Consider the following 26,009-nt stretch of genomic DNA (forward strand, 5'->3'; position numbering starts at 1 on the left):
GTTTACGCGGGGAGGGGCGTCGTGGGGAGCGCTTGCCGGCCGCAAGCTGTTTCATTTTGAGAATTTCGCGCCCGTGGCGCAAGCGCTGAGGGTTTTGCCTAGGATAGTGCACGTGGCCGGCATCCAAGATGCCTTTCGCTGAACCAGCCATCACCTTCAACGGAGACAGCCACATGCAGGTAGCTTTCACGGTCAACGGCCGTCAGGTCACGGTCGACGCACCCCCCAACACCTTTCTCGTGCACGCCATCCGCGAGCATCTCCACCTGACCGGCACCCACGTCGGCTGCGACACGGCCCAGTGCGGCGCCTGCACCATCCACCTCAACGGCCGCGCGGTCAAGTCGTGCAACATCCTCGTGGCGCAGGCGGCCGGTGCCGAGATCACCACCATCGAGGGCATCGCCGAGCCCGACGGCACCATGCACCCGATGCAGGCCGCCTTCAAGGAATGCCACGGCCTGCAGTGCGGCTTCTGCACCCCCGGCATGGTGATGAGCGCCATCGACCTGTGCACGCACCATCCCAAGTCGAGCGAATCGGAGATCCGCGAGCTGCTCGACGGCAACCTGTGCCGGTGCACCGGCTACCAGAACATCGTCAAGGCGGTGCAGATGGGCGGCGAGGCCATGGCCTCGGGCACCCCGGTCAAGACCACGGCTTCGGCCTGAAGGGAGCGACATCATGGGTGCTTCCGACTTCTCGAACCTGCCCCACATCGGCGAGGCGCTGCGGCGCAAGGAAGACTACCGCTTCCTGACCGGCGCGGGCAACTACACCGACGACATCACGCTGGCCAACCAGAGCCACGCGGTCTTCGTGCGCTCGCCGCACGCCCATGCGGTCGTCAAGTCGGTCGACACGGCCGAGGCGCTGAAGATGCCCGGCGTGGTCGGCATCTTCAGCGGCAAGGACATCGAGGGCAAGATGGGCGGGCTGCCTTGCGGCTGGCTCATCAACAACCCCGACGGCACCCCGATGAAGGAGCCAATGCACCCGATCCTCGCGATCCACAAGGTGCGCTACGTGGGCGACCATGTGGCCATGGTGGTGGCCGAGACGGTGGAGCAGGCCAAGAATGCCGCCGAGGCCGTGGTGGTCGACTACGACGTGCTGCCCGCGCTCGTGAGCGTGGCCGATGCCGCCAAGAAGGCCGGCGGCGTCACGCTGCACGACGAGGCGCCCGACAACCAGTGCTACAAGTGGGCGCTGGGCGACAAGACCGCGGTCGATTCGGTGTTCGCCAATGCGGCGCACGTCACGAAGCTCGACCTGGTCAACAACCGGCTGGTGCCCAACCCGATCGAGCCGCGCGTGGCCATCGGCAGCTACAGCCGCGGCACCGACGACTACACGCTCTACGTGTCGAACCAGAATCCGCACGTCGAGCGCCTGCTGATGACGGCTTTCGTGCTGGGCCTGCCCGAGCACAAGGTGCGCGTGATCGCACCCGACGTGGGCGGCGGCTTCGGCTCGAAGATATTTCTCTATGCCGAGGACGTGTGCCTGACCTGGGCCGCCAAGCAGCTCAACCGCAACATCAAGTGGACGGCCGAGCGCTCGGAGTGCTTTCTGTCCGACGCGCACGGCCGCGACCATGTGAGTCACGCCGAGATGGCGATGGACAAGGACGGCAAGTTCCTCGCCATGCGCGTGCACACCGACGCCAACCTCGGTGCCTACCTGTCGACCTTCTCGACCGCGGTGCCGACCATCCTGTACGCCACGCTGCTCGCGGGCCAGTACGCCACGCCGCAGATCTACGTCGAGGTCGATGCCTGGTTCACCAACACCGCGCCGGTCGATGCCTACCGCGGCGCGGGACGGCCCGAGGCCACCTACCTGCTCGAGCGGCTGGTGTCGCGCTGTGCCTGGGAAATGAACCTGGGCCAGGACGAGATCCGCAAGCGCAACTTCATCACCACCTTTCCCTACCAGACGCCCGTGGCGCTGCAGTACGACACCGGCGACTTCCATGCGTGCATGGACAAGGCCCGCGTGCTCGCCGACGTCGACGGCTACGCCGAGCGCAAGTCGGCGACCGAGGCGCAAGGCAAGCTGCGCGGCATCGGCTACTCGAGCTACATCGAGGCCTGCGGCATCGCGCCGTCGAACATCGCGGGCGCACTCGGTGCGCGCGCGGGCTTGTTCGAATGCGGCGAGATCCGCGTGCACCCGACCGGCAGCGTGACGGTGTTCACCGGCTCGCACAGCCACGGGCAGGGCCACGAGACCACGTTCGCGCAGGTCGTTGCGGCGCGGCTCGGCATCTCGGTCGAGAACGTCGACGTGGTGCATGGCGACACCGGTCGCGTGCCCTTCGGCATGGGTACCTACGGCTCGCGCTCCATTTCGGTGGGCGGCGCGGCCATCATGAAGGCGCTCGACAAGATCGAGACCAAGGCCAAGAAGATCGCGGCGCACCTGATGGAGGCGAGCGACGCCGACGTCGAGTTCGCCAATGGCGAGTTCACCGTCAAGGGCACCGACAAGAAGATTCCGTTCGGACAGGTCGCGCTCACGGCCTACGTGCCGCACAACTATCCGCTCGACAAGCTGGAGCCGGGCCTCAACGAAACCGCCTTCTACGACCCGACCAACTTCACCTTTCCGGGCGGCACCTACATCTGCGAGGTCGAGATCGACAAGCAGACCGGCGAAGTGAAGGTCGACCGCTTCACCGCGGTGGACGACTTCGGCACCATCATCAACCCGATGATCGTCGAGGGCCAGGTGCATGGCGGGCTGGTGCAGGGCATCGGCCAGGCGCTGCTCGAGAACTGCGTCTACGACAACGAGACGGGGCAATTGCTCACCGGCAGCTTCATGGACTACGCGATGCCGCGCGCGGGCGACTTCCCGCAGTTCAAGCTCGACACCGTCTGCACGCCGTGCACCCACAATCCGCTCGGCACCAAGGGCTGCGGCGAGGCCGGCGCGATCGGCTCGCCGCCGGCCGTGATCAATGCCGTGCTCGATGCGCTGGCGCCGCTCGGCGTGAAGGACTTCGACATGCCCGCTTCGCCGAACCGGGTCTGGGAAGCGATGCAGAAGGGCGGCAACCCGCACGACGTGCAGGCGCCTTCGCTCGCCGCCAGCACCCAGGGCCGCCCCGCGCCCTGAACACCGCAAGAACCGACAAGAAAAGAAGCACGAAAAGAAGGAACCCCACCATGTACGCCTTCACACTCGAACAGCCGACCACCGTGGCCGATGCGGTCCGGCTCGCCGCGGCGGGCGCCAAGCCGCTCGCAGGCGGGCAGACCCTGCTGGCCTCCATGAAGCTGCGGCTCTCTGCGCCCGAGCAACTCGTCGACCTCGGCGGCGTCCGCGAACTCACCGGCATCCGCAAGGACGGCGACACGATCACCATCGGTGCGATGTCGCGCCACATCGAGGTGGCGAACCATGCCGACGTCAAGGCCGCCTACCCGGCACTGGCCGACCTGGCCGCGCGCATCGGCGACCGGCAGGTGCGCGCCATGGGCACCATCGGCGGCTCGGTGGCCAACAACGACCCGGCCGCCTGCTACCCGAGCGCGGTGCTCGGCTCCGGTGCGACCGTCGTCACGTCGAAGCGCGAGATTGCCGCCGACGATTTCTTCCTCGGGCTCTTCACCACGGCGCTCGAGGAGGACGAGCTGATCACCGCCATCCGCTTCCCGGTCCCGAAGCGCGCGGTATACGAAAAGCTGCGCCAGAAGGCCTCGCACTTTCCGCTCGTCGGCGTGTTCCTCGCGCAGTACGACGGCGGCGTGCGCGTGGCCGTCACCGGTGCCGGCAACGGTGTGTTCCGCCACGCGGGGCTCGAGGATGCGCTGAACCAGAGCTTCACGCCCGCGGCGGCGGCCGCGGTGAAGATCGACGCGAGCGAACTCAACAGCGACCTGCACGCGTCGGCGGCCTACCGCGCGAACCTGATCAGCGTGCTGAGCCAGAGGGCGGTGGCGCGGGCGCTGGGCTGACGGACGAGACCTTCGGCTGCCTGTTCGAGACCCCTGCGTCCGGCAGCCTGCGCTACCCTTTGCCATGACCTTCGCCTCCATCGACGCCCTTTCCGACAGCCTGGTGCAGGCCGGCTACTTCGCCGACCGGCGCCTGGCCACCGCGGTGTTCCTCGCGCTCAAGCTGCAGCGCCCGCTGCTGCTCGAGGGCGAGCCCGGCGTCGGCAAGACCGAGCTTGCCAAGGCCTTGTCGAAGGCGCTGGGCCGCGCGCTGCTGCGGCTGCAGTGCTACGACGGCCTGGAACAACGCGAGGCGCTCTACGAATGGAACTACGCCGCGCAATTGCTACATATGCGCGCGGCCGAAGCTGCGGGCGCTGCCCGGGATGTGGAGTCCGAGGTCTACCAGCCGCACTACCTGATCCGCCGCCCCCTGCTGCAGGCACTGCAGACCCCGATGCCCGGCGCAGTGCTGCTGATCGACGAAGTGGACCGCGCCGACGAGCCCTTCGAGGCTTTCCTGCTCGAATACCTGGGCGAGTACCAGGTCAGCATTCCCGAGCTCGGTACCGTGCGCGCCGTGGTGCCGCCGGTCACCATCCTCACGAGCAACCGCACGCGCGAGCTCAACGACGCGGTCAAGCGGCGCTGCCTCTACCACTGGCTCGACTACCCCGAGCGCGAGCGCGAGCTGGCGATCGTTCGGGCCCAGGTGCCCGAGGCCGGCGAGAAGCTCTCGGCCCAGGTGGCCGCCTTCGTCGCGCGGCTGCGCGATGCGCCTTTCGTCAACGCGTTCCAGCGCGCGCCGGGCATTGCCGAGAGCGTCGAATGGGCACGCGCCCTGATCGCGCTCGACACGGTCGAGCTCGACCCCGAGGTGGTGGTCGACACTGCCGGCATCCTGTTCAAGCAGCGCGACGACGTGGCCGCGCTCACGCACGAACTGGCCGCCGATGCGCTGCGGCCGGAGGAGGAGGCCGGGGCATGAACGCGGGCGCCGTGATGTCCGCCCGAGCCCGCCGATGCAGCAGCTAGGCGACGCCCGCACCGGCAAGCTGGCCGGCAACATCACGGCCTTCGGCCGCGCGCTGCGCCGCGCGGGTGTGCGCACCGATGCGATGCGCATCGCGCTGGCCGCCGAAGCCGCGACGCTGGTCGGCGTGGAGAGCCGGCGTGATCTTGGCGCCGCCATGGAGGCCGTCATGGTGAGCCGCGAGCAGGACCGCATGGTGTTCCGCGAGCTGTTCGATGCCTGGTTCCGCGACCCCGAGTTGGCCAACAAGCTGCTGGCCCAGATGCTGCCGAGCGCCGAAGGCAAGGCCGAGCCGTCGAAGCGGCGCCCGCGCGTGCGCGAAGCCCTGAGCCCGCCGCGCGATGCGGTGAAGCCGGCTGCGGCGGCCCCGCCGGACAAGGAGATCGAGTTCGACGCCGCCATGACGGCCAGCGACCGGCATCGGCTGCGGCACGCCGATTTCAATGCGCTCGGCGCCTCGGAATACCGGCTGGTCGAGCGGCTCGCGCGCGAGGTCACGCTGCCCGTGCCCCTGCTGCCTTCGCGCCGGCTGCGCGCGACCGGCCAGGCGGGAGCGCATGCGCGCATGCACTGGCCCGGCGTGCTGCAAGAGGCCGCGCGCACCGGCGGCGAGATCCTGCGCCTGCCGCGGCTCACGCGGCGCGAAGAGCCGCTGCCGCTTTTGGTGCTGGTCGATGTGTCGGGCTCGATGGAGCGCTACGCGCGGCTGCTGCTGGCCTTCCTGCATGCCGCCACGCGGCGCGCCGGGCGGCGCGACGTGTTCGCCTTCGGCACCGGACTCACCGATCTCACGCCGGCGTTCCGCCTGGCCGACACCGACGCGATGCTCTCGGCCGCGAGCCTGGCAATCGACGACTTCGCGGGCGGCACCCGGCTCGGCAGTTCGCTGGCCGAACTCCGGCGAACGCATGCGCGCCGGCTGACGGGGCTGCGCACGCTGGTGCTGGTGATCAGCGACGGGCTCGACACCGGCGAACCGGCCGTGCTCGACCACGAGCTGCTCTGGCTCAAGCGCCATTCGCGCCGGCTGCTGTGGCTCAACCCGCTGCTGCGCTTCGAGGGCTACGCCCCCTTGGCGCGTGGGGCCGCCGTGCTGCACCGCCATGCGGATGCGATGTGGGCGGTCCACAATCTGAATGCCCTCGAACAGCTGGCCGCCAGCCTCGCGGCCCTGATGCGCTCCGGCCGTTGACCGGAAGAAGCAAGCACGCTAGCGAAGAACCCCAAAGGAAACCACCATGGAAATGCTCGGCAACCGTCGCCTCGGCGTGACGCAACAACAGGCCTGGGAAGCGCTCAACGACCCCGAGACGCTCAAGAAGTGCATTCCGGGCTGCGACAAGTTCGAAGCCACCGGCGACAACCAGTACAGCGTGGCGCTGGCGCTCAAGATCGGCCCCGTGTCGGCCAAGTTCAGCGGCAAGGTCATGCTCACCGACATCGTCGCCCCCGACGGCTACAAGCTCGCGTTCGAAGGGCAGGGCGGCGTAGCGGGTTTTGCCAAGGGATCGTCGAGCGTGACGCTCCGGCCGGTCGATGGCGGCGCCGCCGGCGATGCGGCCTGCGAGCTCGACTACACGGTGCAGGCACAGGTCGGCGGCAAGATCGCGCAGCTTGGCCAGCGGCTGATCGACGGCGCCGCCAAGTCCACCGCCGACGACTTCTTCAAGCGCTTCGATGCCGAGATGCAAAGCCGCTACGGTGCGCCGCCCGCGGAAGGTGCCGCCGAAGCGCCGGCCGAAAAACCCGGCATGGTGTCGGGCTTGATGAAGAAGATCGGCCTCGGCAAGAAGGACGACAGCGACACGCCCGACGCGGCGAGCTAGGGGCGAAGGGATGGAAAATCTCGACGTCATGGTGCTGCGCACGCTGCGCGACTGGCGACAGGCCGGCAAGCGTGCGCTGCTGACCACGGTGGTGCGCACCTGGGGCTCGTCGCCACGGCCGGTCGGCTCGATCATGGCGCTGGCGGACGACGGCGCGGTGGTGGGCTCGGTCTCGGGCGGCTGCATCGAGGACGACCTGATCGCACGCTACAGCCACGCGCACGACATCGGCGAGCGCGTGCCGCCGGGCACGCCGCCCGCGCTCGTCAAGTACGGCATCACGGCCGACGAGGCGCATCGCTTCGGGCTGCCTTGCGGCGGCACGCTGGAGCTGCTGCTCGAACACGACCCCGATGCCGCGTCGCTCGCGGCGCTCGTCACCGCGCTCGAGAAGGGCCGGCTCATGCGGCGCACGGTCGCGCTCGCGAGCGGCGCCGTGCAGCTGGCCGAGGCCAGCGCGCCCGACGAACTCAAGGTGGACGAGACCGAGCTCACCAACACCTTCGGTCCCGAGTACCGCATGCTGCTGATCGGCGCCGGGCAACTGGCCGAATACCTTGCCACCATGGCCAAGTTCAGCGGCTTCGCCGTGACGCTGTGCGACCCGCGCGCCGAGTACCGCACCGCATGGTCGCTGGCCGGCGTGGAGATCACCACCGAGATGCCCGACGATGCGGTGCTGGCCTTCAGGCCGGACCGGCGCAGCTGCGTGGTCGCGCTCACGCACGATCCCAAGCTCGACGACCTCGCGCTGCTCGAGGCCCTGCAGAGCGAGGCCTTCTACGTGGGCGCCATCGGCTCGCGCCGCAATGCCGAGGCACGGCGCAGCCGCATGATCGAGCACTTCGACCAGACGGACGCCTCGCTCGCGCGGCTGCGCGGGCCGATCGGCATCTACATCGGCAGCAAGACGCCGCCCGAGATCGCGGTCAGCGTGATGGCCGAGATCCTCGCGGTGAAGAACGCGGTGACGCTGCCGCGCGAAATGGAAGTGGCGCGCGCCAAGGGCCTGCAGCAGGCGGTGGCGGGCTGACACGCGCGGGGGCGCGCGCTATTCCACGCCCAGCAGGTCGTAGATGCGGCGCACGTACGCGCCGAAGGCCGGGCTGGTCTTCACATGCAGCTTGCGCGGTTCGGGCAGCTCGATGGGGAAGAAGTCGGCCATGCGCGCGGGCCCGGCGGTGAGCACGGCGCAGTGCGAGCCCAGGAACACCGCTTCCTGGATGCTGTGCGTGACCACGACGAAGGTCTTGCGGCTCTGTTCCCAGATGCGCAGCATCTCGAGGTTCATCTTCTCGCGCGTGAGCGCATCGAGGGCGCCGAAGGGCTCGTCCATCAGCACCAGCTTCGGATCGTGGATCAGCGCGCGCGCAATGGCCGCGCGCTGCTGCATGCCGCCCGAGAGTTCGTAGGGCAGCTTGTCGGCGAAGCCCGCGAGGCCGACCATCTCGAGCAGCTCGTGCGCGCGCTGGCGGGCAGCGCGGCGCTCCAGCCCGAGGATGTCGGCGGGCAGCATCACGTTGTCGAGGATGGTGCGCCACTTGAGCAGCAGCGGTTGCTGGAACACCATGCCGACATCGCGCCCTGGCTGGAAGCCGGCACCGCCGGGCCCGCCGATCTCGAGCGTGCCGCCGTCGTGGCCGTGCAGTCCCGAGAGGATCTTGAGCAGCGTCGACTTGCCACAGCCCGAAGGCCCGACCAGCGAGACGAGATCGCCGGCGTGCACGTCCATCGTGACGTCGGAGACGGCGAGGAATTCTTCGTTGCGCTTGCGGTAGACCTTGCGCAACTGCCGCATGCGGATCAGCGGCGTTTCGTCGCGCGATTGCAGAACGGCGCTCATGCCAGCCACCGCGCAAGGTTCGCCTGCACGAACGCATCGTCGGCCAGGTCGCCGTGCTGGCGGTAGACGCGGTCGATTTCGTCCGCCTGCCCACGGCCGAGGCCCTCTTCGGGGTCGAGGCACCAGATGCCTTCGAGCAGGCCCTGGCGCCGCAGCACCTCGTGGCAGCCGGCGATGCAGCCGTGGAAGTTGTTCGGCACGTCGAAGAAGGCGGCATTGCAGTCGGTCACGCGCGCATCGAGCGCGAGCAGCGACGGGCTCAGCGTGCCCCCGCCCGCGGCGAGCTCGGCCTTGATCGCCTGCAGTTGCTTCACTGCGCTCGACGTCCAGACCGACCAGTGGCCGAGCAGTCCGCCGCGAAAGCGCACCTCGACCGGCGTGCCGTCGCGCATGGCGGCGAACGGCAGCGCAAGGTCGAGCACGATGTGGTCGTCGTTGCCCGTGTAGAGAAACACGCGCTCCTCGGCGCGCGCATCGACCAGCCCACGCACCACGTCGAGCGTGCGGTAGCGGTTGAACGGCGCGACCTTGATCGCGAGCGCATTCGGTATCGATGCGAAGCGGCGCCAGAAGTCGCTCGACAACACCGGGCCGCCGACGACCGTCTGCAGGTAGAAGCCGACGAGCGGAATCTCTTCGGCGATGGCTTCGCAGTGGGCGATGAGTTCGTCTTCGGGCGAGCCCGCGAGCGCGGCGAGGCTCAGCAGTCCCGCGTGGTAGCCGAGGGAGACGGCCGTGCGCGCCTCGGCCTGCGCCTGCGAGGTCGGGCCGCAGAGGCCGGCGATCATCGCCATCGGGCGGCCGCTCCAGGCAAGGCGGTCGTGCATCGCGGCTTCGAGTACCGTGGCGTAGAGGCCGCGCTCGCGGATCGCGAACTGCGTGGTGTGCACGCCCACCGCCAGCCCGCCGGCGCCGGCATCGACGTAGTAGCGCGTGAGCGCACGTTGACGCTGGCGATCGAGGCGGCGCGACGCGTCGAGTGCGAGCGGGTGCGCGGGAATCACCGTGCCTTGCGAGAGCAGCGCGAGCACGTCGGCGGGCAGGTCGGATCGATTCAATGGCATCTGGATGTCCTCAGCCGAACTCGGGGCCGGCAATGGCGTGGATGAAGGCAGGCTGGCCGAGCGGCGGTGCCGTGCCGGGGCGCGTGGCGAGCGCCATGCGCGCAAAGCTGCGCTGCGGCGTGAAGCCGGCTTCGCGCAGCGCCGCGGCCATGGCGGGGCGGTTTTCGGGCACGTCGATGAAGATGCGGCCGCCCAAGCCGCGTGCGGCGTCCTGCAGCAGCGCCGCGGCCGTGTGCTCGTCGGCCGACAGCAGCGGACCGATGTGATGGGCGATGCGGCCTGCGCGCACCAGCCCGAAGCCGAGGCCGTTGCGCACGCAGCGGCTGTCCTCGCGCGCGAGCAGGTCGGCGAGCACGGCCGGGCGCGCCATGCCGAGCGCCTCGGCGTCGAGTGCGGCGAGGCTGTCGATGGGCGGCTTGCCGGCCGCGAGCGCATCGGTGGGGCCTGCGGTGGCCTCGCGCTGCCAGCGCGCCAGCCGCCACAGCGGGGTGAAACCGAAGCTCGCATAGAGCGGCTCGCCCTGCGGCGTGGCGTCGAGCATGGCGACCAGGCCCGCCGCTTGCACCTGCTGCAGACAGCGCGCGAACACCGCGCGGCCCAGGCCCTGGCCGCGCATCTCCGGCTGCACGAGGATCATGCTGATCCAGGCTGCGCCTTCCATCGGCAGCACGGCACCGCTCGCGACGATCGTGCCGTGCGCATCGCGCACGACGTGCAGCGTGCCGAGCCGCTCGAACAGTCGCCAGTCGCAGCCGGTCTGGTTCCAGCCGCTGGCGGCGACCAGCGCATCGAGCATCGGCTGCGTGCCGGGCGTGATCGACGCGAGCGTTTCGACGGCGGGCGTGGCCACGGCTTCAGTACTTTCCGTCGCGCGATTCGAATTTCGTCGGCTTGCCGTACTGGCGCTGCTCGCGCGAGATCCAGTCGGCCACCCAGCGGATCTGCTGGGCGAGCGGCACGCGCGGATAGCCGAACAGGCGCTCCGCCTCGCCAGTGTTCATGAGCCAGGCGGTCGGGGCCTCCTGGCCGGTGATCGTCGCGGGCTTGCCGAAATGACGCGCAAATTCTTCGGCGAGCCAGCGGATCGAGGTCGTCTCGGGGCCGCTCACGTTGAGCGGCGAGGTCGGCACCGTGGCCACCGACAGGCAGCGCAGCGCCTGTGCGTTCGCATCACCCTGCCAGATCACGTTGACGTGGCCCATCGTCACATCGACCGGCTCGCCGCGCCAGACCTTGAGCGCCACGTCGGCCAGCACGCCGTAGCGCAGGTCGATTGCATAGCTCAGGCGAAACAGCCGCCCGGGCGTGCCGTGCTGCTGAGAGAAATACTCGAACATGCGTTCGCGGCCCACGCACGAGTTGGCGTATTCGCCGGGCGGATTGGGCGCATCGCCTTCGCTCGCGCCCTGGCCGATCACCGGCACGAACGGGTACACGCAAGCGGTCGAGAAGGCCACGATGCGCGACGCGCGAAAGTGCTCCGCCACCAGCGCCGGCACATGCACGTTCATGGCCCAGGTGAGCGGGTTGTTTGCATCGGCGCCGAATTTGCGCCCGGCCATGAAGACCACGTTGGCGCACGGCGGCAGCGCGGCGATCGCGGCGCGGTCGAGCAGGTCGCAGGCGATGGTCTCGATGCCGTGTGCTTCGAGCGATTCGCGCACGCCGGCTTCGCTGAAGCGCGCCACGGCTATCACGCGGCGGCCCGGCATCGCGTTCTTTGCGAGGCGCGCGAGCGTCGGGCCCATCTTGCCGCCCACGCCGAGGATCATCAGGTCGCCGTCGATGCGCGCCATGTCGCGCACGAGGTCGCGCGAGGGCGTGGCCAGGTAGTCTTCGAGTGCAGCTTCGGTCTCGAAGCGATCGGGAAAGGGAAGCTCGTCGAGCACGATGGGTGCGGTCATTGGATTCTTGCGTCCTGGGTGATGAAGAGGCGCTCGAGCAGGAGCACCAGCAGGTAGAGCAGAACGCCCAGGCCCGTGATGAGCAGCACGGCCATGAAGACCGCGGGCGTGTCGAGCGAGGCCTGGACCTGGATCATCAGGTAGCCCAGCCCGCGTTCGGAGGCAATGAACTCGCCGACCACTGCGCCGGCCACCGCGAGGATGGTGGCAACCTTCATGCCCGAGAACACGTAGGGCAGCGAGCCCGGCAGCTGGATGTAGCGAAACAACTGCCAGCGCGAACCCTTGAGCGCACGCACCAGGTCGAGCATCTCGGGCTCGGCCTCGTTGAGGCCGCGAATGGTGGTCAGCAGGATTGGAAAGAAGCAGAGGCTGAAGGTGATCAGGATGTTGGGCCCGATGCCGTAGCTGAACCACACGATCACGAGCGGGCCCATCGCCACCTTGGGAATCATGTTGAGCGTGACCAGGAGCGGAAACACCAGCAGCATGAGCCGGCGGCTGGTAATGAAGAGCAGCGCCGAAAGAATGCCGAGCACCAGCCCGAGCGCATAGCCGCCGAACACCTCGAGCGCGGTGACGCCGGTGTTCATGAGCCAGCTGTAGTTGGGGTTGCCCAGCGTGGCCAGCACCTTGGACGGCGCGGGCAAGACAAAGGACTGGACCTCGAGCACCCGCACGACGATTTCCCACAGCACGACGGCCGCGACGTGCACCGCGACCACGATGGCCCAGCGCTGCCAGTCGGGGCGCTCGCCCGCGAAGGGCGCGGGGGCGGTTGGCGCGAGTGCGCCCTCGGGTGCCGTCATCTCGATTCCTGGTCTGGGCAAGCAATGCGGCGGATCATAGGACCCGCACCGGACCGAGTCAACCAACCGGTTGATAAAAAGCGGGCGAGGAAACCCTCAGGGCCTCAACGCGTTGAGTGCGAACTCGACCACGTGCTTGCGGCGCTTGCGCAATGCGCCGCGCGCGTCGAGCGCCTTGCCGAAGATCGCCGACAGCGTGTGGTTGTTGGAGAAGAAGAAGTACGAGATGCCCGCGATCGAGATGTAGAGGTTGATCGCGTCGAAGTCGGCCCGGAACACCCCCGCTGCCACGCCGCGCTTGAGCGTGGCCTCGAGCATGTCGATGAACGGCGAATGCATCTTCTGCAGCCGCTCGGAAGCGCGCAGGTGGGCGCCCTGGTTGCGGTTCTCGTCCGCCAGCAGCGCGATGAATTCGGGGTGCTCGGCGAGGTAGTCGAAAGAGAACGCCACCAGCTTGGCCATGGCCTCCATCGGTTCGAGCGCATCGAGCGTGAGTTTCTTTTCCTTTTCGCGGATCTCGGCGTACACCGATTCGAGCGCGACCAGGTACAGGCCCTGCTTGTTGTCGAAGTAGTGGTAGACGAGCTGCTTGTTGACGCCCGCGGTCGCGGCGATCTCGTCGACACGCGCGCCGGCGAAGCCCTTGCCGGCGAACTCGGCCACGGCGGCCGCGATCAGCGCTTGCTTGGCGGCGGCCGGGTCGCGCTCGCGGCGCGCGGGTGCAGGTGCAGGTGCGGATGCAGGGCGGCGGGAGAGGGAGGAGTTTGCTGCGGGCATGGTGGGATGGATTCTGGCCCCATGGGCGGGCGTGTCTGGATTGCCTGTCAACCAAACAGTTGGTACGATGAATTGCAGAATCTGTTTTTACCCTCTTTTGGAGCGACCCGCATGAAAAAGCTGCTGCCGGCACTCGGCGCCACCGCGCTGCTGATGGTCTCGATCCCCGCCGCCTTCGCGGCCGATTCCATGAGCCTGATGCTCAACTGGACGCCGACGGCCGACCATGCGCCGATCTATTTCGCGAAGTCGAAGGGCTGGTACACCGAGGCCGGCATCGACCTGAGCATCGAGGCCGGCAAGGGTTCGGCGGTTTCGGCGCAGCGCGTGGGCACGGGCGGCGCCGAGCTCGGCATCGCCGACCTGCCCACCGCCATCCAGGCGAAGGGCAAGGGTGCCGACGTGAAGGCGGTGATGGTGATCTACGCGAACAGTCCGCAAGGCTTCTACTGGCTCAAGTCTTCGGGCATCACCGGACCCAAGGACTTCGCGGGCCGCAAGATCGGCAACCCTCCCGGCGATGCGGCGCGCCTCATGTGGCCCGCGTTCGCCAAGAAGGTGGGGCTCGATCCGGCGAGCGTGGGCTTCGTCAACGTGAGCCCGCAAGCCAAGGTTGCGGCGCTCAAGAGCAAGTCGGTCGACATCATCAGCGACTTCTACAACGAGCACGACCTGAAGGTGCGCGAGTTCGGCAGCGACCTCGGCTTCCAGCCCTGGCGCGACGCGGGCGTGAACGTGTATGGCAACTCGCTGATCGTGAACGGCGCGTATCTGGCGAAGAACGCGGCGCAGGTGAAAAAGTTCGTGGCGGTGACGCAGCGCGCCTACGACGCCTGCGTGAAGAGCTTCGATCCCTGCCTGCAGGCGCTGACGGCCAGCGTGAGCGGCCTCACGCCCGACAACCAGCGCGACCAGTGGAGCCGCATCAAGCAGCTGATGCGCGACGACACCACCACCAAGGTGGCGCTCGGCGCCTTCGACGGCCAGCGCGTGAAGGCCGACTACGAACTGGTGTCTTCGCTGATCGGCATCGACAAGCCCTACGACCCGGCGACACTCTTCACCAACGAGTTCCTCGACAAGGGCGTGCGCATGGCGCCCAACTGAGGCCGAGCCGGCTTCAGCCCGACTTGGCCTGGGGCGGCACGTCGCCGCCCTTTTGCCGTTCGCGGAACAGCGCGGCGCGCATCAGGAAGATGGTGGTGATCGGCGCGGTGAGCGCGATGAACAGCACGATCAGGATGGCGTGCAGGAACAGGCTGAAGCCTTGCACCGAGAAGTAGACGATCATCGCGATCGTCATGCACCATACGCCGACGGTGGCGCCCAGCGTGGGCGCATGGATGCGGCGAAAGAAGCTCGGTAGGCGCACGAGCCCGAAGGAACCGATGGCCGCGAAAACAGCGCCGAGCACCGCGAACACCGCGGTCGCGATCTCGGCCCACAGCGGCAGGGGGCCGACGATGAAATCATTCACTCTATGACCTCCCCGCGCAACAGGAACTTGGCCATCGCCGTCGATCCCACGAAGCCGAAGATCGCGACCAGCATCGCGGCCTCGAAGTAGACGTTGCTCGCGTAGTTGATGCCGAGCACCAGCATCATCAGCATGCCGTTGATGTAGAGGCAGTCGAGCGCCATCACGCGGTCCTGCGCAGTCGGTCCGATCAGCAGGCGCCAGAGCGCACAGAGCATGGCCACCGCCAGCAGGAAAAGCGCGGCCTTGAGGGCCCAGAAAAGAACGGGCGTCATGATTCGAAGATCTCCATCAGCGGGCGTTCGTAGCGCGTCTTGATCATCTCGATGAAGGCGGCTTCGTCGTCGAGGTCGAACAGGTGGATCAGCAGCGTGCTGCGGTCGAACGCGATCTCGCCCCAGGCGGTGCCCGGCGTCAGGCACATGATCATGGCCAGCACGGCGAGGGCGTTCGGGTCGCGCAGTTCGAGCGGGACCTGCACGAACTTCGAGGCGATGCGCGACGTGCGGCGCGTGAGGAGCAGCCGCGACACGTCGTAGGCCGACTTGAGCATGTCCCAGAGCACGACGAACGCCAGCCGCAGCGCCAGGCCGGGCCGGCGCATGCGAACCGGGGCGGGGCGCAGGCCCTGCGTGAGCAGGGGCACGGCAATGGCCATCACGGCCGCCGACATCAATGTGGCGGCGTCGAGCGACTGACTCAGCAGCAGCCACACCGCAAACAGCGCGAGCGAGAGCGGCGGCGACGGCATCCATCGCTTCATGGGGTGCCCCCCTTGGCCGGCCGCGGCGGGTTGGGCACCTGCCGCGCATCCATCACGGCCTTGCGGTATGCGGTGGGCGTGCGCAGGTTCTCGGCCGTGGCAGTGGCGTGGCGCATGACCGGGCCGGCCCAGACCGTCAGCGCCACGCAGGCCGCGAGCAGCCCGGCCACGGGCAGCACCTCGAGCGCCGGCAGCGCGGGCATGACGGGATGCGGCTGGGTCCAGAAATGCCGGATGCCGGTGCGGCTCAGCGCGATCAGCGCCAGGAAGCCCGACGCCAGCAGCAGCGCAAGGAAGATCCAGGCGGGCGTCGAGGTGCCGCTGGTCACGAAGGCGCCCGACAGCATCGCGAACTTGCCCACGAAGCCCGACAGCGGCGGCAGCCCCGCGAGCAGCAGCGTGCAGCCGATGAAACTCAGGCCCAGGAAGGCGACGCCGGCCGGAATGGCGCGGCCGTAGAGTGCCTGTGCCTCGTCGTCGAGGTTCACGTCGTCGACCACGCGCAGGTCTTCGGCAAGAAACGGGGCGTTGCCCGCCTGCTCGTGCGGCGCGACGCTCAGGCCGGCATTGCGCCAGCGCTCGATCATGTCGACCAGCAGGAAGAAGGCACTGACCGCGAGCGTCGAACTCAGGAGGTAATAGAGCGCACCCGCCCAGACCGCGGTTTCGCCGAGGCCGATGGCCGCGATCAGCGTGCCGGCCGACACCAGCACGCTGAAGCCCGCGAGGTTGGAGAGCCGCTGCGTGCCGACGATGCCGAGCGCGCCCGCGAACAGCGTGGCGAGGCCGATCGCGATCAGCACCGATTGCCCGAGCCCGGCCGAGGCGCCGGTGTCGGGCGCGAAGAGCACGGTCCAGAGCCGGAGCAGCGTGTAGACGCCGAGCTTGGTGAGCAGCGCGAAGACCGCGCCCACCGGCGACACCGCGGCGCTGTAAGCCGGCACGAGCCAGAAGTTGAGCGGCCAGGCGCCGGCCTTGGCGAAGAAGGCGGTCGCGAGGATGGCCGCGGCCGCATGCACGAGGCCGCGGTCGCCCGCATCGAGCTGCGCGATGCGCATGCCGAGGTCGGCCATGTTGAGCGTGCCGGTCACGCCGTAGAGCAGCGCCGCACCGACCAGGAAGAGCGCCGAGGCGGCGAGGTTGATCGCGATGTAGTGCAGTCCGGCCTGCACGCGCAGCCGGCCCGAGCCGTGCAGCAGCAGGCCGTAGGAGGCCGCCAGCATCACCTCGAAGAACACGAACAGGTTGAACAGGTCGCCCGTGAGGAAGGCGCCGTTCAGGCCCATGAGCTGCAGCTGCAGCAGCGGATGGAAGTGCACGCCCGCGCGGTCCCAGCGCGAGGTCGAGTAGATGGAGGCCGCGAACGCCACCACGCCGGTGAGCGCGACCATCATGCTGGAGAGCCGGTCGGCCACCAGCACGATGCCGAACGGCGCCTGCCAGTTGCCCGGCAGGTAGATGCCGACCGAGCCCGGCCCGTCGCCGGTGTCGGGCGCATTCACCCAGCGCAGCAGCGCCAGCGCGGCCAGGAGGCCGGCGAGGCCGGAGATCACGCTCAGCGCCGACTTGGTGCGGCGGCGGCGCTCGCCGAGCAGCATCATCAGCGCGGCCGTGAGCAGCGGCAGCAGGATCGGTACCGCCACCAGGTGCGGCATGCCGAACTCGAGCAGCCGGTCGAGCAGGTGCACGAGGCCGGTCATTGGTGCTTCCTAGGCGCTGCGCTCATTCCGCCGTCCCCTGCCGCTCTTCGCCGTCGACGTGGTCGGTTCCGGTGAGGCCGCGCGAAGCCAGCATCACCACCAGGAACAATGCGGTCATCGCGAAGCCGATCACGATCGCCGTAAGCACCAGGGCCTGCGGCATCGGGTCGGCGGTGTTGGCGAGCGTGGCGGTGAAGCCTTCGATGAGCACCGGCTCGCTGTCGACCTTGAGCCGCCCCATGCTGAAGATGAACAGGTTGACCGCATACGAGATGAGCGTGAGGCCCATGATCACCTGGAAGGTGCGTGGACGCAGCAGCAGGTACACCCCCGAGCCGGAGAGCACGCCGATGGCGATGGCGAGCACGGCTTCCATCAGCGCGCGCCCTCCGCGGCCAATGCGGCGGCGGCTGCTGCGGCCTCGGCCGCCTTTTCGTCCTGCTCGGCGGCCCAGCGGTGGCTCCGGATCGATTGGTGCGCGAGCGCGGTGAGTATCAGCATGGTGGCGCCGAGCACCAGCGCGAACACGCCGATGTCGAAGAAGAGGGCGCTGGGCACGTGCAGTTCGCCGAGGATCGGGACATGCAGGTGCGCGGTGTGCGTGGTCATGAACGGATAGCCGAGCAGCACGGCGCCGCTGCCGGTGGCCATGGAAAGCAGCAGCCCGACCGCGATCCAGCGGCGCGGATAGATGCGCAGGTGCTCTTCGACCCATTCGGTGCCCGACACGATGAACTGCAGCACCAGCGCGACCGACATCACGAGGCCGGCGACGAAGCCGCCGCCCGGCGCGTTGTGCCCGCGCATGAAGAAATACACCGACACGAGCACCGCGAGCGGCAGCAGCAGCCGTACCAGCACCGCCGGCACCATGAGGTAGCCGACCGCGGTGTCCTTCGCGAGCCGCGGGTTCAGCAGGTCGCTGCTGCCGTCGTCGGTCTGCGCGCGCTGCTGCGGGGGCAGCGCCATCGATTCGGGCGCGGGCCGGAAGCGGCGCAGCAATGCATACACCGTGAGCGCCACCACGCCGAGCACCGTGATCTCGCCGAACGTGTCGAAGCCGCGGAAGTCGACCAGCATCACGTTGACCACGTTGGTGCCGCCGCCCTCGGTGAGCGCGCGTTCGAGGAAGAACGGCGAGATGCTCTGCGGGAACGGGCGCGTCATCATGAGCCAGGCCAACGCCGCCATGCCGCTGCCGGCGCACGCGGCCACCAGCAGGTCTCGCCCGCGCCGGCCCCAGGGCCTGAGCCGCGCGCGGGCGGGCTGCACTGCGTCCTTGCTGCGCATCGGCAGCCAGCGCAGGCCGAGCAGGATCAGCACCGTGGTGACGGCTTCCACCACGAGCTGCGTGAGCGCGAGATCGGGCGCCGAGAACCAGATGAAGGTGATGCAGGCAACGAGGCCCGCCGCCGACGCGAGCATCAGCGAGGCGAGCCGGTGGAATTTGGCCTGCCATGCCGCGGCCAGCGCACAGACGCCGCCGATGAGCCAGGTCATGGCGAACATCGGCGAGAACGGCAGCGGTTCGCGGCTGCCGCGTGCCACCGGTGCGGTCCAGAGCGCGGCCGCGGCGCCGGCGGCCGCCACCACGACCAGCAGCAGCAACTGCGACTGCATGCGCCGGGTGCCGAGCACGCGGCGGCTGCGGCGGCCGGCCTCGCTGAGCTGCGCGAGCAGGTGCTCGAAGATCAGCTGGCCGTCGAAGCGGTGCAGCAGCGGCGTGTGTTCGAGCGCGCCGCGTGCGCGGCGGCTGCGCTGCGACAGGTAGAGCGCTGCGCCGCCGGCGAGCGCGACGAAGCTCATCGCGAGCGGCAGGTTGAAGCCGTGCCACACCGCGAGGCTGTAGGCCGGCAGCACGCCGCCCACCACCGGTTGCGCGGCGGCCGCGAGCAGCGCGCCGATCGACCATGCCGGCGCCACGCCCACGACAAGGCAGACCAGCACCAGCAGCTCGACGGGCACGCGCATCCAGTGCGGCGGCTCGTGCGGCTGCTTGGGCACGTCGGGGCCGCAGGGCGGGCCGAAGAACACATCGAACACGAGGCGCGCCGAATAGGCCACGCTGAAGATGCCCGCGACCGTGGCGATCACCGGCAGGCTGAAGTCGATCCAGGGCGTGGACTGGATGAAGACGGTCTCGGCGAAGAACATCTCCTTCGACAGGAAGCCATTGAGCAGTGGCACGCCTGCCATCGCGGCGCTGGCGATGATCGCCAGCGTGCCCGTGATCGGCATCAACCGCATCAGGCCGCTGAGCTTGCGGATGTCGCGCGTGCCGGTCTCGTGGTCGATGATGCCGGCCGCCATGAAGAGCGACGCCTTGAACGTCGCGTGATTCATGATGTGGAACACCGCCGCTACCGCGGCGAGCGGGCTGTTGAGCCCCAGCAGCAGCGTGATGAGCCCGAGGTGCGAGATGGTCGAGTACGCCAGCAGTGCCTTCAGGTCGCGCTGGAACATCGCGATGAAGCCGCCGAGCAGCAGCGTGATCGCACCTGCGCCGCCGACCAGCCAGAACCACTGCTCGGTGCCCGAGAGCACGGGCCACAGGCGCGCCATCAGGAACACGCCGAGCTTCACCATGGTGGCCGAGTGGAGGTAGGCCGACACCGGCGTGGGCGCTGCCATGGCGCGCGGCAGCCAGAAGTGGAACGGGAACTGCGCGCTCTTGGTAAAGGCGCCGAGCAGGATCAGCACCAGCGCCACGGGGTAGAGCGCGTGGGCGCGGATCTCGTTGCCCGAGGCGAGCACCACGTCGAGCTCGTAGCTGCCAGCAATGCGGCCCAGCACCAGCACGCCGGCCAGCAGGCAGAGCCCGCCGGCACCGGTGACGGTGAGCGCCATGCGGGCACCGCGGCGCGCATCGCGCCGATGGTGCCAATAGCCGATCAGCAGGAACGAGAACAGGCTGGTGAGCTCCCAGAACAGCACCATCTGGATCAGGTTGCCCGAGAGCACCACGCCGATCATCGCGCCCATGAAGGCAAGGAAGAACGAGAAGAAGCGGGGCACCGGATCGGACGGCGACATGTAGTAGCGCGCATAGAGCACCACCAGCGCGCCGATGCCGAGCACCAGCATGCAGAAGAGCCACGCGAAGCCGTCCATGCGAAACACCAGGTCGAGGCCCAGTTCGGGCAGCCACTCGATGTGTTGGCGCAGCACGTTGCCCTGGGCGATCTGCGGAAAGAACCACGCGGTCTGCACCGCGCAGCCGAGCGCCACCAGCCCAGCCAGCGTCGACTCCCGATTGCGCGCATTGGACGGCAACAACGCGGCCAGCACGCTGGCAATGAAGGGGAGGGCGACGAGGAAGACCAGGGGCATTGCGGTCGATTCTATCGACCGCACCCCCGGCCGGCCCCGCCAAAGCCGGTGCCGTCGGCCGGTTTTACAGCCCCGATCGCGGTCAGCCGGCCAGCACCTGCACGCTGCGGATGCCGAGCCAGGTCGCGACGAGCGAGCCGCCGAGGTGGGCGGACGCGGTGAGCAGGGCCACGCCCACGCGGCCCTCGAGCAGCATCGTCACCACCTCGGCCGAGAAGCTCGAGAAGGTGGTGAGCCCGCCGAGGAAGCCGGTCACCAGCGCCAGCCGCCAGACGGGGTCGAGGTCGGGCAGCAGCTGGAACGCAGCGATCGCCACACCGATCAGGTAGCCGCCGATCAGGTTGGCGGCCAGCGTGCCCCAGGGCATGAGTCCGCCGCTACCCAGCCAGAGTGCGAGGCCCCAGCGCGCGAGCGCCCCCACGGAAGCACCCATGCAGATGGCGATGATCGGAAGCAGCATCGGCCTATTGTCGGTGGCGCGGATCTGTGGCTCAGGGCGCCATCTGCTGCGGCAGCCAGGTGACGAGCTGCGGCACGAAGTAGATGAGCAGCACGGCCGCTGCCATCAGCAGGAACATCGGCAGCGTGACGCGCGCGATGTAGAGCAGGTCCTTGCCGGTCATTCCCTGCAGAACGAACAGGTTGAACCCCACGGGCGGCGTGATCTGCGCCATCTCGACCACCAGCACGACGAAGATGCCGAACCAGATCGGGTCGATGCCGGCCGCGTGCACGGTCGGCATGATGACGCCCATGGTCAGCACCACCATCGAGATGCCGTCGAGGAAGCAGCCCAGCACGATGAAGAACATCGCGAGCATCGCGATCAGCTGGAACTTCGAGAGGCCGAGCGAACCGATCCATTCGGCCAGGTGGCGCGGCAGGCCGATGTAGCCCATGGCGAGCGTGAGGAAAGCGGCGCCGGCGAGGATCAGCGCCATCATGCAGTAGAGCCGCGTGGCGCCGAGCAGCGCTTCCTTGAAGCTGTGCCAACTGAGCGACCCCTGCGTGCCAGAGATGACCAGCGCGCCCACCACGCCCAGCGCCGCCGCCTCGGTGGCGGTGGCGATGCCGGCGTAGATGGAGCCGAGCACCGACAGGATCAGCAGCGCCACCGGGATCAGCGACAGCGAGGCCTTGAGCTTCTCCAGCAGCGGCAGCTTCAGGTCGGCCGGCGGCACGCGTTCGGGATGCCGCAGCGCCCAGACCATGATGTAGCCCGAGAACAGCAGCCCGAGCACGATGCCCGGCACCACCCCCGCGATGAACAGGCGTGCGATCGAAACGTCGGCACTCACGCCATAGACGATCATGATGATCGACGGCGGGATCAGGAGGCCCAGTGTGCCCGCGCCCGCCAGCGTGCCGATGACCATGTCGTCGGGGTAGCCGCGCCGCTTGAGTTCGGGCAGGCTCATCTTGCCGATGGTGGCGCAGGTGGCCGCGCTCGATCCCGAGACTGCTGCGAACACGGCGCAGCCCACCACGTTGGTGTGCAGCAGCCGCCCCGGCAGGCTCTGCATCCAGGGCGCGAGACCCTTGAACATGTCCTGCGAGAGCCGGGTACGGAAGAGGATCTCGCCCATCCAGATGAAGAGCGGCAGCGCGGTCAGTGTCCAGCTCGAGGCCGAGCCCCAGATGGTCACGGCCATTGCGTCGCCGGCCGGGCGCGACGAGAAGACCTGCATGGCGATCCATGCGACGCCCGAAAGCGTGAGCCCGATCCAGACGCCGCTGCCGAGAATGAGGAACAGCGCCGCGATCAGCAGCGCTGCGACGGCAATGTCATTCATGGCGCAGCGCCTCCGCACCCTCGGCCTTGGCCGGGCGGCCGCGCCACTCGATCACGAACTCGTCGAGCGCCGCAATGGCGAACACCAGCGCGCCGAGCGCCATCGAGAGTTGCGGCAGCCACAGCGGCGTGGCGTCGTTGCCGGTCGAGATGTCGTGGAATTCATGCGACTGCAGTACCAGCCGCGCGCTGTACCAGGCGAACAGCAGCGCGAGCACCGCACCGGCACCCATGGCCCAGCGCTCGAGCCAGCGCTGCGCCGTGGGCGGCAGGTGCTGCAGCACCAAGGTCACGCGGATGTGCTCGCCGCGTTTGAGCGTGTGCGCCAGCGCCAGGAAACCCGCACCGGCCATCAGGTAGCCCGCATAGGCGTCGATGCCCGGCACGTTGAAATGCAGCTGCCGGCTGACGATCGACAGCAGCACCATCGCCAGCAGGCCGATCATGAAAAGCGCCGCCAGGGCGGCGGCGCTGTCGTAGAGGAAGTCGAGGGCTTTTCGCATCGGGCGCGGTGCGGGCTCGGCTCACATCTTCTTGTAGGCGTCGACCACGGCCTGTCCCTCGGGCCCGGCCTTCTCGAGCCATTCCTTGATCATGGTGTCGCCGATCTTCTTCATGTCGGTTTTGAGTGCGGCCGAGGGCACGTGCACGGCCATTCCGTTCTTCTTGAGCAGGTCGAGGTACTCGACGTTCTTCTTCTTCGAGAGTTCCCAGCCGCGTTTCTCGGCGTCGGCTGCGGCCTTGCGCACGGCGTCCTGTACGGGCTTGTCGAGCGCATCAAAGGCCTTCTTGTTCATGAGGATCGCGTTCTTCGGCAGCCAGGCCTGCGTGTCGTAGAAGTTCTTGATGTATTCGAAGGTCTTCGTGTCGTAGCCGGTCGAACCCGACGACATGTACGACTCGATCACGCCGGTGGCCATGGCCTGCGACAGCTCGGCCTGCTGCACGGTGACGGGCTGGGCGCCGACGAGTTCGCCGATGCGCGCGGTGGCGGGGCTGTAGGCGCGCCACTTGACGCCCTTGAGGTCGGCGGCCGACGCGATCTCCTTCTTCACGAAGATGCCCTGCGGCGGCCAGGCCACCGTGTAGAGCAGCACGATGCCCTGTTCGGCGAGCTTCTTCTCGAGCGCGGGCTTCTGCGCCTGGTAGAGCTTCCACGCCGCGTCGTAGCTGTCGGCCAGGAACGGAATGCCGTCGGCACCGAACATCTGCCACTCGTTCTGGTAGTTGACCAGCAGGATCTCGCCGAGCTGCGCCTGGCCGCCTTGCACCGCGCGCTTGATTTCGGGCGCCTTGAACAGCGAAGCGTTGGCGTGCACCGTGATCTTGAGCTTGCCGCCGCTGCCCTTGTCGACGTCGCTCGCGAACTGCATGTTGTTCTCGGTGTGGAAGTTGCTCGCCGGGTAGGCGGTGGGCAGGTCCCACTTGGTCTGCGCGAATGCTGCGGCGCCAAGGGTGAGGCCAGCGAGGGCGATGCCGAACTTGTGATTCATGGGCTCTCCGGACGTATGAAGTGAAAAACGAAGGCCAGCATACGTGCAAATTCCGGGCCACTTGTGAGGCATTTCCCTGCCACGCGATGCCATGTGCGCGCTGGCGCGCCGTGCGGCCGGGCATGAAAAAGCCGCCCCGGAGGGCGGCTCGGTTCGCAGCGGCTGCTGCGGTGGGCTCAAGGCTTGGCTGGCTTCGCAGGCTTGGCCTCGGCCGACGCGGCAGCCGGCTTCGCCATGCTCGCGGGCGGGGTTGCCGCGGGTGCGGTCGCCGGCGCGGCCGCTGGTGCGCTGAAGGCCTTGCCGTTGACCGTGAGCCCTTCGCCCGAGAGCTTTTCGGCGGTCTTGTCCTTCACGCCCTTGACGCGCTGCATCAGGTCGGCCCAGTCCTTGAACTCGCCCTGCTTGCGTGCATCGAGGATGCGCGTCGACATGGCCGGGCCCACGCCCTTGATGCCATCGAGATCGGCCGCCGTGGCCTTGTTGACGTCGACCGCGGCGAACGAAGCGGCGGCACACAGCATCGCCAGTGCGGCGAAGATTTTCTTCAGCATGATTTTTTGAACTCCCTGATGGTTGATCGAACTTCTCGCCGGCAGAGGTGCCGGCGCGCGTTCAACGGCCCAGGAAGATCTGCGTTGACGGCGCTGTGGCTGGCAGCCGCCCAGGTGACCATTGTCCCCAACCGTGGTCGGAATGTGGCTCAGAGTTCCTCGACGCGGCGCGGGGGATAACTGTCCCAGGCCTGGCATCCGGGGCAGTGCCAGAAGTACTGGTGCGCCTCGAAGCCGCAGGCGGCGCAGCGGTAGCGCATCAAGGGCCGCGTGGCCTGGTCGAGCGCGCGCTGGACCTGCGGATGGAATTGCTCGTGCTCGAAGCGTTCGCCGGCAAGCCAGCGCGATGCGGCCACGAGCGAGGGTTGTTGTGCCAGGTGCGCGATGTAGCCGTCGCGTGGCGCGAGCGGCTGGTCGTCGGCGGCCGGCGTGGCCGCATGGGGCGCACCGCCGAGTGCGATCAGCGCCTCGAGCACGTCGATCGAGGGTGACTCGGCATAGCGCCGTTGCAGCAGTGCCAGCGCCTCGGACTCGCGGTGCGCCGCGACGGCCGCCTGCTGCAGCGTGGCGGCATAGAGCGGTAGTGCGAGCGGCGCGGTTTCGCCGAGCGCCAGCAGCGTGTCGAAGGCCGCAGTCGCATCGCCATTGCGCAATTGCAGCGTGGCGGTGTCGATGGCGGGGCGCGGCGCCTGCGGCGCCTGTGCCACGGCTTCGTCGAGCAGGCGGGCGGCCGCGGCGAGGTCGCCTGCCGCCGCCTGCTCGGCAGCCTGCTCGCAGAGGTGGTGCGCGCGGCGCGTGCTGTAGCTCGCCTGGTCGGACTCGTCGAGCTTGCGCGCCACATCGGCCGCCTGCGTCCATTCGCGCGAACGCTCGTAGATGGCCAGCAGGGCGAGCCGTGCTTCATTCTCGTAACGCGTGCCTTCGAGCTTCTGCAGCGCGGCCTCGGCGCGGTCGAGCAGCCCGGCGCGCAGAAAGTCCTGCGACAGCGCATGCTGCGCGCGCTCGCGGTCGGCGCGGCTCAGGTCGCCGCGGCCGAGCAGATGTTCGTGCACCCGCACCGCGCGCTGGTATTCGCCGCGCCGGCGAAACAGGTTGCCGAGCGCGAAGTGCAGCTCCTGCGTGTCGGGGTCGTTCTGCACGGCTTCGATGAAGGCATCGATGGCCTGGTCCTGCTGCTCGTTCAACAGGAAGTTGAGGCCGCGGAAGTAGGCCTTGGGCGCCTGCCGGTTCTCGAGCTTGAGCTGCCGGAGGTCGAAGCGCGATGCGAGCCAGCCCAGCACGAAGGCGACGGGCAGGCTGATCAGCAGCCAGCTGGGATCAAAGTCCATGTTGACGTGCGGCCGGGAGGTCGGTGGCGGAGAGGGATGGCGCCGGCGCGGGCGCCGTGGCGGGCGGGCCCGGCATGGGCTGGACCTGCGGCGCGGCGGAAGCCGGCTGCGCCGCCGCGGCGGCGCGATGCTTCCACCAGCCCGGCAGCATGCCGAGCGCACCGACCACGAGGCCGCCCGCGAAGGCCGCGAGCACGACCAGCACCAGCGGCGCGCGCCAGTGCGTGCCGAAGAAGAAGTACACCGTGGCGTCGTGCTGGTTGTTCAGCGCGAAAGCGAAGAGCGTAAAAAAAATGGCTGCCTTGAGCAGCCACAGGATGTATTTCATAGCCATTCCCGTTGCCGGGGGCATTTTACGGTTGCCGCCGCCATGTG

At 68.6% G+C, this 26,009-nt stretch carries 27 protein-coding genes; 8 read left to right on the forward strand and 19 right to left on the reverse strand.

What is annotated here, in order from left to right; genetic code table 11:
* The first annotated feature begins 173 nt into the window (after positions 1–173).
* The 7 genes from AC3A6G_RS08210 to AC3A6G_RS08240 all read left to right on the forward strand — a co-directional run bounded on the left by AC3A6G_RS08210 (position 174) and on the right by AC3A6G_RS08240 (position 7,836).
* On the forward strand, positions 174–671 hold the full coding sequence (locus AC3A6G_RS08210) for a (2Fe-2S)-binding protein (RefSeq protein ID WP_487859775.1): 498 nt from the start codon (positions 174–176) through the stop codon (positions 669–671).
* 13 nt (positions 672–684) lie between these two features.
* Positions 685–3,123: a xanthine dehydrogenase family protein molybdopterin-binding subunit gene (locus tag AC3A6G_RS08215; protein WP_487873512.1), complete on the forward strand. Its 2,439-nt coding sequence runs from the start codon at positions 685–687 to the stop codon at positions 3,121–3,123.
* 50 nt (positions 3,124–3,173) lie between these two features.
* Positions 3,174–3,965 carry an FAD binding domain-containing protein gene (locus AC3A6G_RS08220; protein WP_487873513.1) on the forward strand — a complete coding sequence of 264 codons (792 nt, stop codon included), beginning with the start codon at positions 3,174–3,176 and terminating at the stop codon, positions 3,963–3,965.
* A gap of 64 nt (positions 3,966–4,029) precedes the next feature.
* Complete coding sequence (locus tag AC3A6G_RS08225; protein ID WP_487863448.1) at positions 4,030–4,932, forward strand: AAA family ATPase; 903 nt, start codon at positions 4,030–4,032, stop codon at positions 4,930–4,932.
* A 34-nt stretch (positions 4,933–4,966) separates the two neighbouring features.
* Positions 4,967–6,169 carry a vWA domain-containing protein gene (locus tag AC3A6G_RS08230; RefSeq protein WP_487873514.1) on the forward strand — a complete coding sequence of 401 codons (1,203 nt, stop codon included), beginning with the start codon at positions 4,967–4,969 and terminating at the stop codon, positions 6,167–6,169.
* A 46-nt stretch (positions 6,170–6,215) separates the two neighbouring features.
* The gene (locus tag AC3A6G_RS08235; protein ID WP_487873515.1) at positions 6,216–6,803 is read left to right on the forward strand and encodes an SRPBCC family protein; all 588 of its coding nucleotides are present in this window, start codon (positions 6,216–6,218) and stop codon (positions 6,801–6,803) included.
* Between the two features lie 10 nt (positions 6,804–6,813).
* Positions 6,814–7,836: an XdhC family protein gene (locus AC3A6G_RS08240; RefSeq protein ID WP_487873516.1), complete on the forward strand. Its 1,023-nt coding sequence runs from the start codon at positions 6,814–6,816 to the stop codon at positions 7,834–7,836.
* Positions 7,837–7,854: 18 nt separating this feature from the next.
* Here the strand turns inward: AC3A6G_RS08240 and AC3A6G_RS08245 are convergent, their stop codons facing one another.
* The 6 genes from AC3A6G_RS08245 to AC3A6G_RS08270 form a co-directional block, all read right to left on the reverse strand.
* On the reverse strand, positions 7,855–8,646 hold the full coding sequence (locus AC3A6G_RS08245) for an ABC transporter ATP-binding protein (protein WP_487859781.1): 792 nt from the start codon (positions 8,644–8,646) through the stop codon (positions 7,855–7,857).
* The gene (locus tag AC3A6G_RS08250; protein WP_487863449.1) at positions 8,643–9,710 is read right to left on the reverse strand and encodes a dihydrodipicolinate synthase family protein; all 1,068 of its coding nucleotides are present in this window, start codon (positions 9,708–9,710) and stop codon (positions 8,643–8,645) included. Before AC3A6G_RS08250 ends, AC3A6G_RS08245 begins: the two co-directional genes overlap by 4 nt.
* A 10-nt stretch (positions 9,711–9,720) precedes the next feature.
* A complete protein-coding gene (locus tag AC3A6G_RS08255) occupies positions 9,721–10,560 on the reverse strand; it encodes a GNAT family N-acetyltransferase (RefSeq protein ID WP_487859783.1) in 840 nt (279 codons plus the stop codon).
* A 4-nt stretch (positions 10,561–10,564) separates the two neighbouring features.
* A complete protein-coding gene (locus AC3A6G_RS08260) occupies positions 10,565–11,614 on the reverse strand; it encodes an NAD-dependent epimerase/dehydratase family protein (RefSeq protein WP_487863450.1) in 1,050 nt (349 codons plus the stop codon).
* Positions 11,611–12,423: an ABC transporter permease gene (locus AC3A6G_RS08265; RefSeq protein WP_487873517.1), complete on the reverse strand. Its 813-nt coding sequence runs from the start codon at positions 12,421–12,423 to the stop codon at positions 11,611–11,613. The genes AC3A6G_RS08260 and AC3A6G_RS08265 overlap by 4 nt, the downstream gene beginning before the upstream one ends.
* Positions 12,424–12,519: 96 nt before the next feature.
* Complete coding sequence (locus AC3A6G_RS08270) at positions 12,520–13,200, reverse strand: TetR family transcriptional regulator (protein WP_487873518.1); 681 nt, start codon at positions 13,198–13,200, stop codon at positions 12,520–12,522.
* Positions 13,201–13,311: 111 nt separating this feature from the next.
* Between AC3A6G_RS08270 and AC3A6G_RS08275 the strand changes: the two genes are divergently transcribed.
* Positions 13,312–14,307, forward strand: a complete 996-nt coding sequence (locus tag AC3A6G_RS08275; RefSeq protein ID WP_487863453.1) for an ABC transporter substrate-binding protein — start codon at positions 13,312–13,314, stop codon at positions 14,305–14,307.
* Between the two features lie 13 nt (positions 14,308–14,320).
* On the opposite strand, the gene mnhG is transcribed toward AC3A6G_RS08275, so the two are convergent.
* The 13 genes from mnhG to AC3A6G_RS08340 all read right to left on the reverse strand — a co-directional run bounded on the left by mnhG (position 14,321) and on the right by AC3A6G_RS08340 (position 25,962).
* Positions 14,321–14,677, reverse strand: a complete 357-nt coding sequence (mnhG, locus tag AC3A6G_RS08280; RefSeq protein ID WP_487859788.1) for a monovalent cation/H(+) antiporter subunit G — start codon at positions 14,675–14,677, stop codon at positions 14,321–14,323.
* On the reverse strand, positions 14,674–14,952 hold the full coding sequence (locus AC3A6G_RS08285) for a K+/H+ antiporter subunit F (protein WP_487859789.1): 279 nt from the start codon (positions 14,950–14,952) through the stop codon (positions 14,674–14,676). Before AC3A6G_RS08285 ends, mnhG begins: the two co-directional genes overlap by 4 nt.
* Entirely contained in the window at positions 14,949–15,440 is a 492-nt protein-coding gene (locus AC3A6G_RS08290) for a Na+/H+ antiporter subunit E (RefSeq protein ID WP_487859790.1), read from the reverse strand. The genes AC3A6G_RS08285 and AC3A6G_RS08290 overlap by 4 nt, the downstream gene beginning before the upstream one ends.
* On the reverse strand, positions 15,437–17,140 hold the full coding sequence (locus AC3A6G_RS08295; protein WP_487859791.1) for a monovalent cation/H+ antiporter subunit D: 1,704 nt from the start codon (positions 17,138–17,140) through the stop codon (positions 15,437–15,439). Before AC3A6G_RS08295 ends, AC3A6G_RS08290 begins: the two co-directional genes overlap by 4 nt.
* A gap of 22 nt (positions 17,141–17,162) precedes the next feature.
* Positions 17,163–17,516: a Na+/H+ antiporter subunit C gene (locus AC3A6G_RS08300; RefSeq protein ID WP_487859792.1), complete on the reverse strand. Its 354-nt coding sequence runs from the start codon at positions 17,514–17,516 to the stop codon at positions 17,163–17,165.
* On the reverse strand, positions 17,516–20,470 hold the full coding sequence (locus AC3A6G_RS08305; RefSeq protein ID WP_487859793.1) for a monovalent cation/H+ antiporter subunit A: 2,955 nt from the start codon (positions 20,468–20,470) through the stop codon (positions 17,516–17,518). The genes AC3A6G_RS08300 and AC3A6G_RS08305 overlap by 1 nt, the downstream gene beginning before the upstream one ends.
* A gap of 82 nt (positions 20,471–20,552) precedes the next feature.
* Positions 20,553–20,930, reverse strand: a complete 378-nt coding sequence (gene crcB, locus AC3A6G_RS08310) for a fluoride efflux transporter CrcB (RefSeq protein WP_487859794.1) — start codon at positions 20,928–20,930, stop codon at positions 20,553–20,555.
* Between the two features lie 31 nt (positions 20,931–20,961).
* Entirely contained in the window at positions 20,962–22,263 is a 1,302-nt protein-coding gene (locus tag AC3A6G_RS08315; RefSeq protein WP_487859795.1) for a TRAP transporter large permease, read from the reverse strand.
* On the reverse strand, positions 22,256–22,765 hold the full coding sequence (locus tag AC3A6G_RS08320; protein WP_487859796.1) for a TRAP transporter small permease: 510 nt from the start codon (positions 22,763–22,765) through the stop codon (positions 22,256–22,258). Before AC3A6G_RS08320 ends, AC3A6G_RS08315 begins: the two co-directional genes overlap by 8 nt.
* A gap of 21 nt (positions 22,766–22,786) precedes the next feature.
* On the reverse strand, positions 22,787–23,755 hold the full coding sequence (locus AC3A6G_RS08325; protein ID WP_487859797.1) for a TRAP transporter substrate-binding protein: 969 nt from the start codon (positions 23,753–23,755) through the stop codon (positions 22,787–22,789).
* Positions 23,756–23,931: 176 nt separating this feature from the next.
* Entirely contained in the window at positions 23,932–24,306 is a 375-nt protein-coding gene (locus tag AC3A6G_RS08330) for a ComEA family DNA-binding protein (RefSeq protein WP_487873519.1), read from the reverse strand.
* Positions 24,307–24,455: 149 nt separating this feature from the next.
* Positions 24,456–25,634 (reverse strand): lipopolysaccharide assembly protein LapB, encoded by a 1,179-nt coding sequence (gene lapB / locus AC3A6G_RS08335; protein ID WP_487873520.1) that lies wholly within the window; start codon positions 25,632–25,634, stop codon positions 24,456–24,458.
* Entirely contained in the window at positions 25,624–25,962 is a 339-nt protein-coding gene (locus AC3A6G_RS08340; protein WP_487859800.1) for a LapA family protein, read from the reverse strand. The genes lapB and AC3A6G_RS08340 overlap by 11 nt, the downstream gene beginning before the upstream one ends.
* Between the last annotated feature and the right edge of the window lie 47 nt (positions 25,963–26,009).

This window comes from Variovorax sp. Soil_C_26, from assembly GCF_057657075.1.

Bases quoted from the DNA above. Each gene is read 5' to 3' on its own strand.
- AC3A6G_RS08210 (WP_487859775.1), top strand. From the start codon at position 174: ATGCAGGTAGCTTTCACGGTCAACGGCCGTCAGGTCACGGTCGACGCA.
- AC3A6G_RS08215 (WP_487873512.1), top strand. From the start codon at position 685: ATGGGTGCTTCCGACTTCTCGAACCTGCCCCACATCGGCGAGGCGCTG.
- AC3A6G_RS08220 (WP_487873513.1), top strand. From the start codon at position 3,174: ATGTACGCCTTCACACTCGAACAGCCGACCACCGTGGCCGATGCGGTC.
- AC3A6G_RS08225 (WP_487863448.1), top strand. From the start codon at position 4,030: ATGACCTTCGCCTCCATCGACGCCCTTTCCGACAGCCTGGTGCAGGCC.
- AC3A6G_RS08230 (WP_487873514.1), top strand. From the start codon at position 4,967: ATGCAGCAGCTAGGCGACGCCCGCACCGGCAAGCTGGCCGGCAACATC.
- AC3A6G_RS08235 (WP_487873515.1), top strand. From the start codon at position 6,216: ATGGAAATGCTCGGCAACCGTCGCCTCGGCGTGACGCAACAACAGGCC.
- AC3A6G_RS08240 (WP_487873516.1), top strand. From the start codon at position 6,814: ATGGAAAATCTCGACGTCATGGTGCTGCGCACGCTGCGCGACTGGCGA.
- AC3A6G_RS08245 (WP_487859781.1), bottom strand. From the start codon at position 8,646: ATGAGCGCCGTTCTGCAATCGCGCGACGAAACGCCGCTGATCCGCATG.
- AC3A6G_RS08250 (WP_487863449.1), bottom strand. From the start codon at position 9,710: ATGCCATTGAATCGATCCGACCTGCCCGCCGACGTGCTCGCGCTGCTC.
- AC3A6G_RS08260 (WP_487863450.1), bottom strand. From the start codon at position 11,614: ATGACCGCACCCATCGTGCTCGACGAGCTTCCCTTTCCCGATCGCTTC.
- AC3A6G_RS08265 (WP_487873517.1), bottom strand. From the start codon at position 12,423: ATGACGGCACCCGAGGGCGCACTCGCGCCAACCGCCCCCGCGCCCTTC.
- AC3A6G_RS08270 (WP_487873518.1), bottom strand. From the start codon at position 13,200: ATGCCCGCAGCAAACTCCTCCCTCTCCCGCCGCCCTGCATCCGCACCT.
- AC3A6G_RS08275 (WP_487863453.1), top strand. From the start codon at position 13,312: ATGAAAAAGCTGCTGCCGGCACTCGGCGCCACCGCGCTGCTGATGGTC.
- AC3A6G_RS08285 (WP_487859789.1), bottom strand. From the start codon at position 14,952: ATGACGCCCGTTCTTTTCTGGGCCCTCAAGGCCGCGCTTTTCCTGCTG.
- AC3A6G_RS08290 (WP_487859790.1), bottom strand. From the start codon at position 15,440: ATGAAGCGATGGATGCCGTCGCCGCCGCTCTCGCTCGCGCTGTTTGCG.
- AC3A6G_RS08295 (WP_487859791.1), bottom strand. From the start codon at position 17,140: ATGACCGGCCTCGTGCACCTGCTCGACCGGCTGCTCGAGTTCGGCATG.
- AC3A6G_RS08300 (WP_487859792.1), bottom strand. From the start codon at position 17,516: ATGGAAGCCGTGCTCGCCATCGCCATCGGCGTGCTCTCCGGCTCGGGG.
- AC3A6G_RS08305 (WP_487859793.1), bottom strand. From the start codon at position 20,470: ATGCCCCTGGTCTTCCTCGTCGCCCTCCCCTTCATTGCCAGCGTGCTG.
- crcB (WP_487859794.1), bottom strand. From the start codon at position 20,930: ATGCTGCTTCCGATCATCGCCATCTGCATGGGTGCTTCCGTGGGGGCG.
- AC3A6G_RS08315 (WP_487859795.1), bottom strand. From the start codon at position 22,263: ATGAATGACATTGCCGTCGCAGCGCTGCTGATCGCGGCGCTGTTCCTC.
- AC3A6G_RS08320 (WP_487859796.1), bottom strand. From the start codon at position 22,765: ATGCGAAAAGCCCTCGACTTCCTCTACGACAGCGCCGCCGCCCTGGCG.
- AC3A6G_RS08325 (WP_487859797.1), bottom strand. From the start codon at position 23,755: ATGAATCACAAGTTCGGCATCGCCCTCGCTGGCCTCACCCTTGGCGCC.
- AC3A6G_RS08330 (WP_487873519.1), bottom strand. From the start codon at position 24,306: ATGCTGAAGAAAATCTTCGCCGCACTGGCGATGCTGTGTGCCGCCGCT.
- lapB (WP_487873520.1), bottom strand. From the start codon at position 25,634: ATGGACTTTGATCCCAGCTGGCTGCTGATCAGCCTGCCCGTCGCCTTC.
- AC3A6G_RS08340 (WP_487859800.1), bottom strand. From the start codon at position 25,962: ATGAAATACATCCTGTGGCTGCTCAAGGCAGCCATTTTTTTTACGCTC.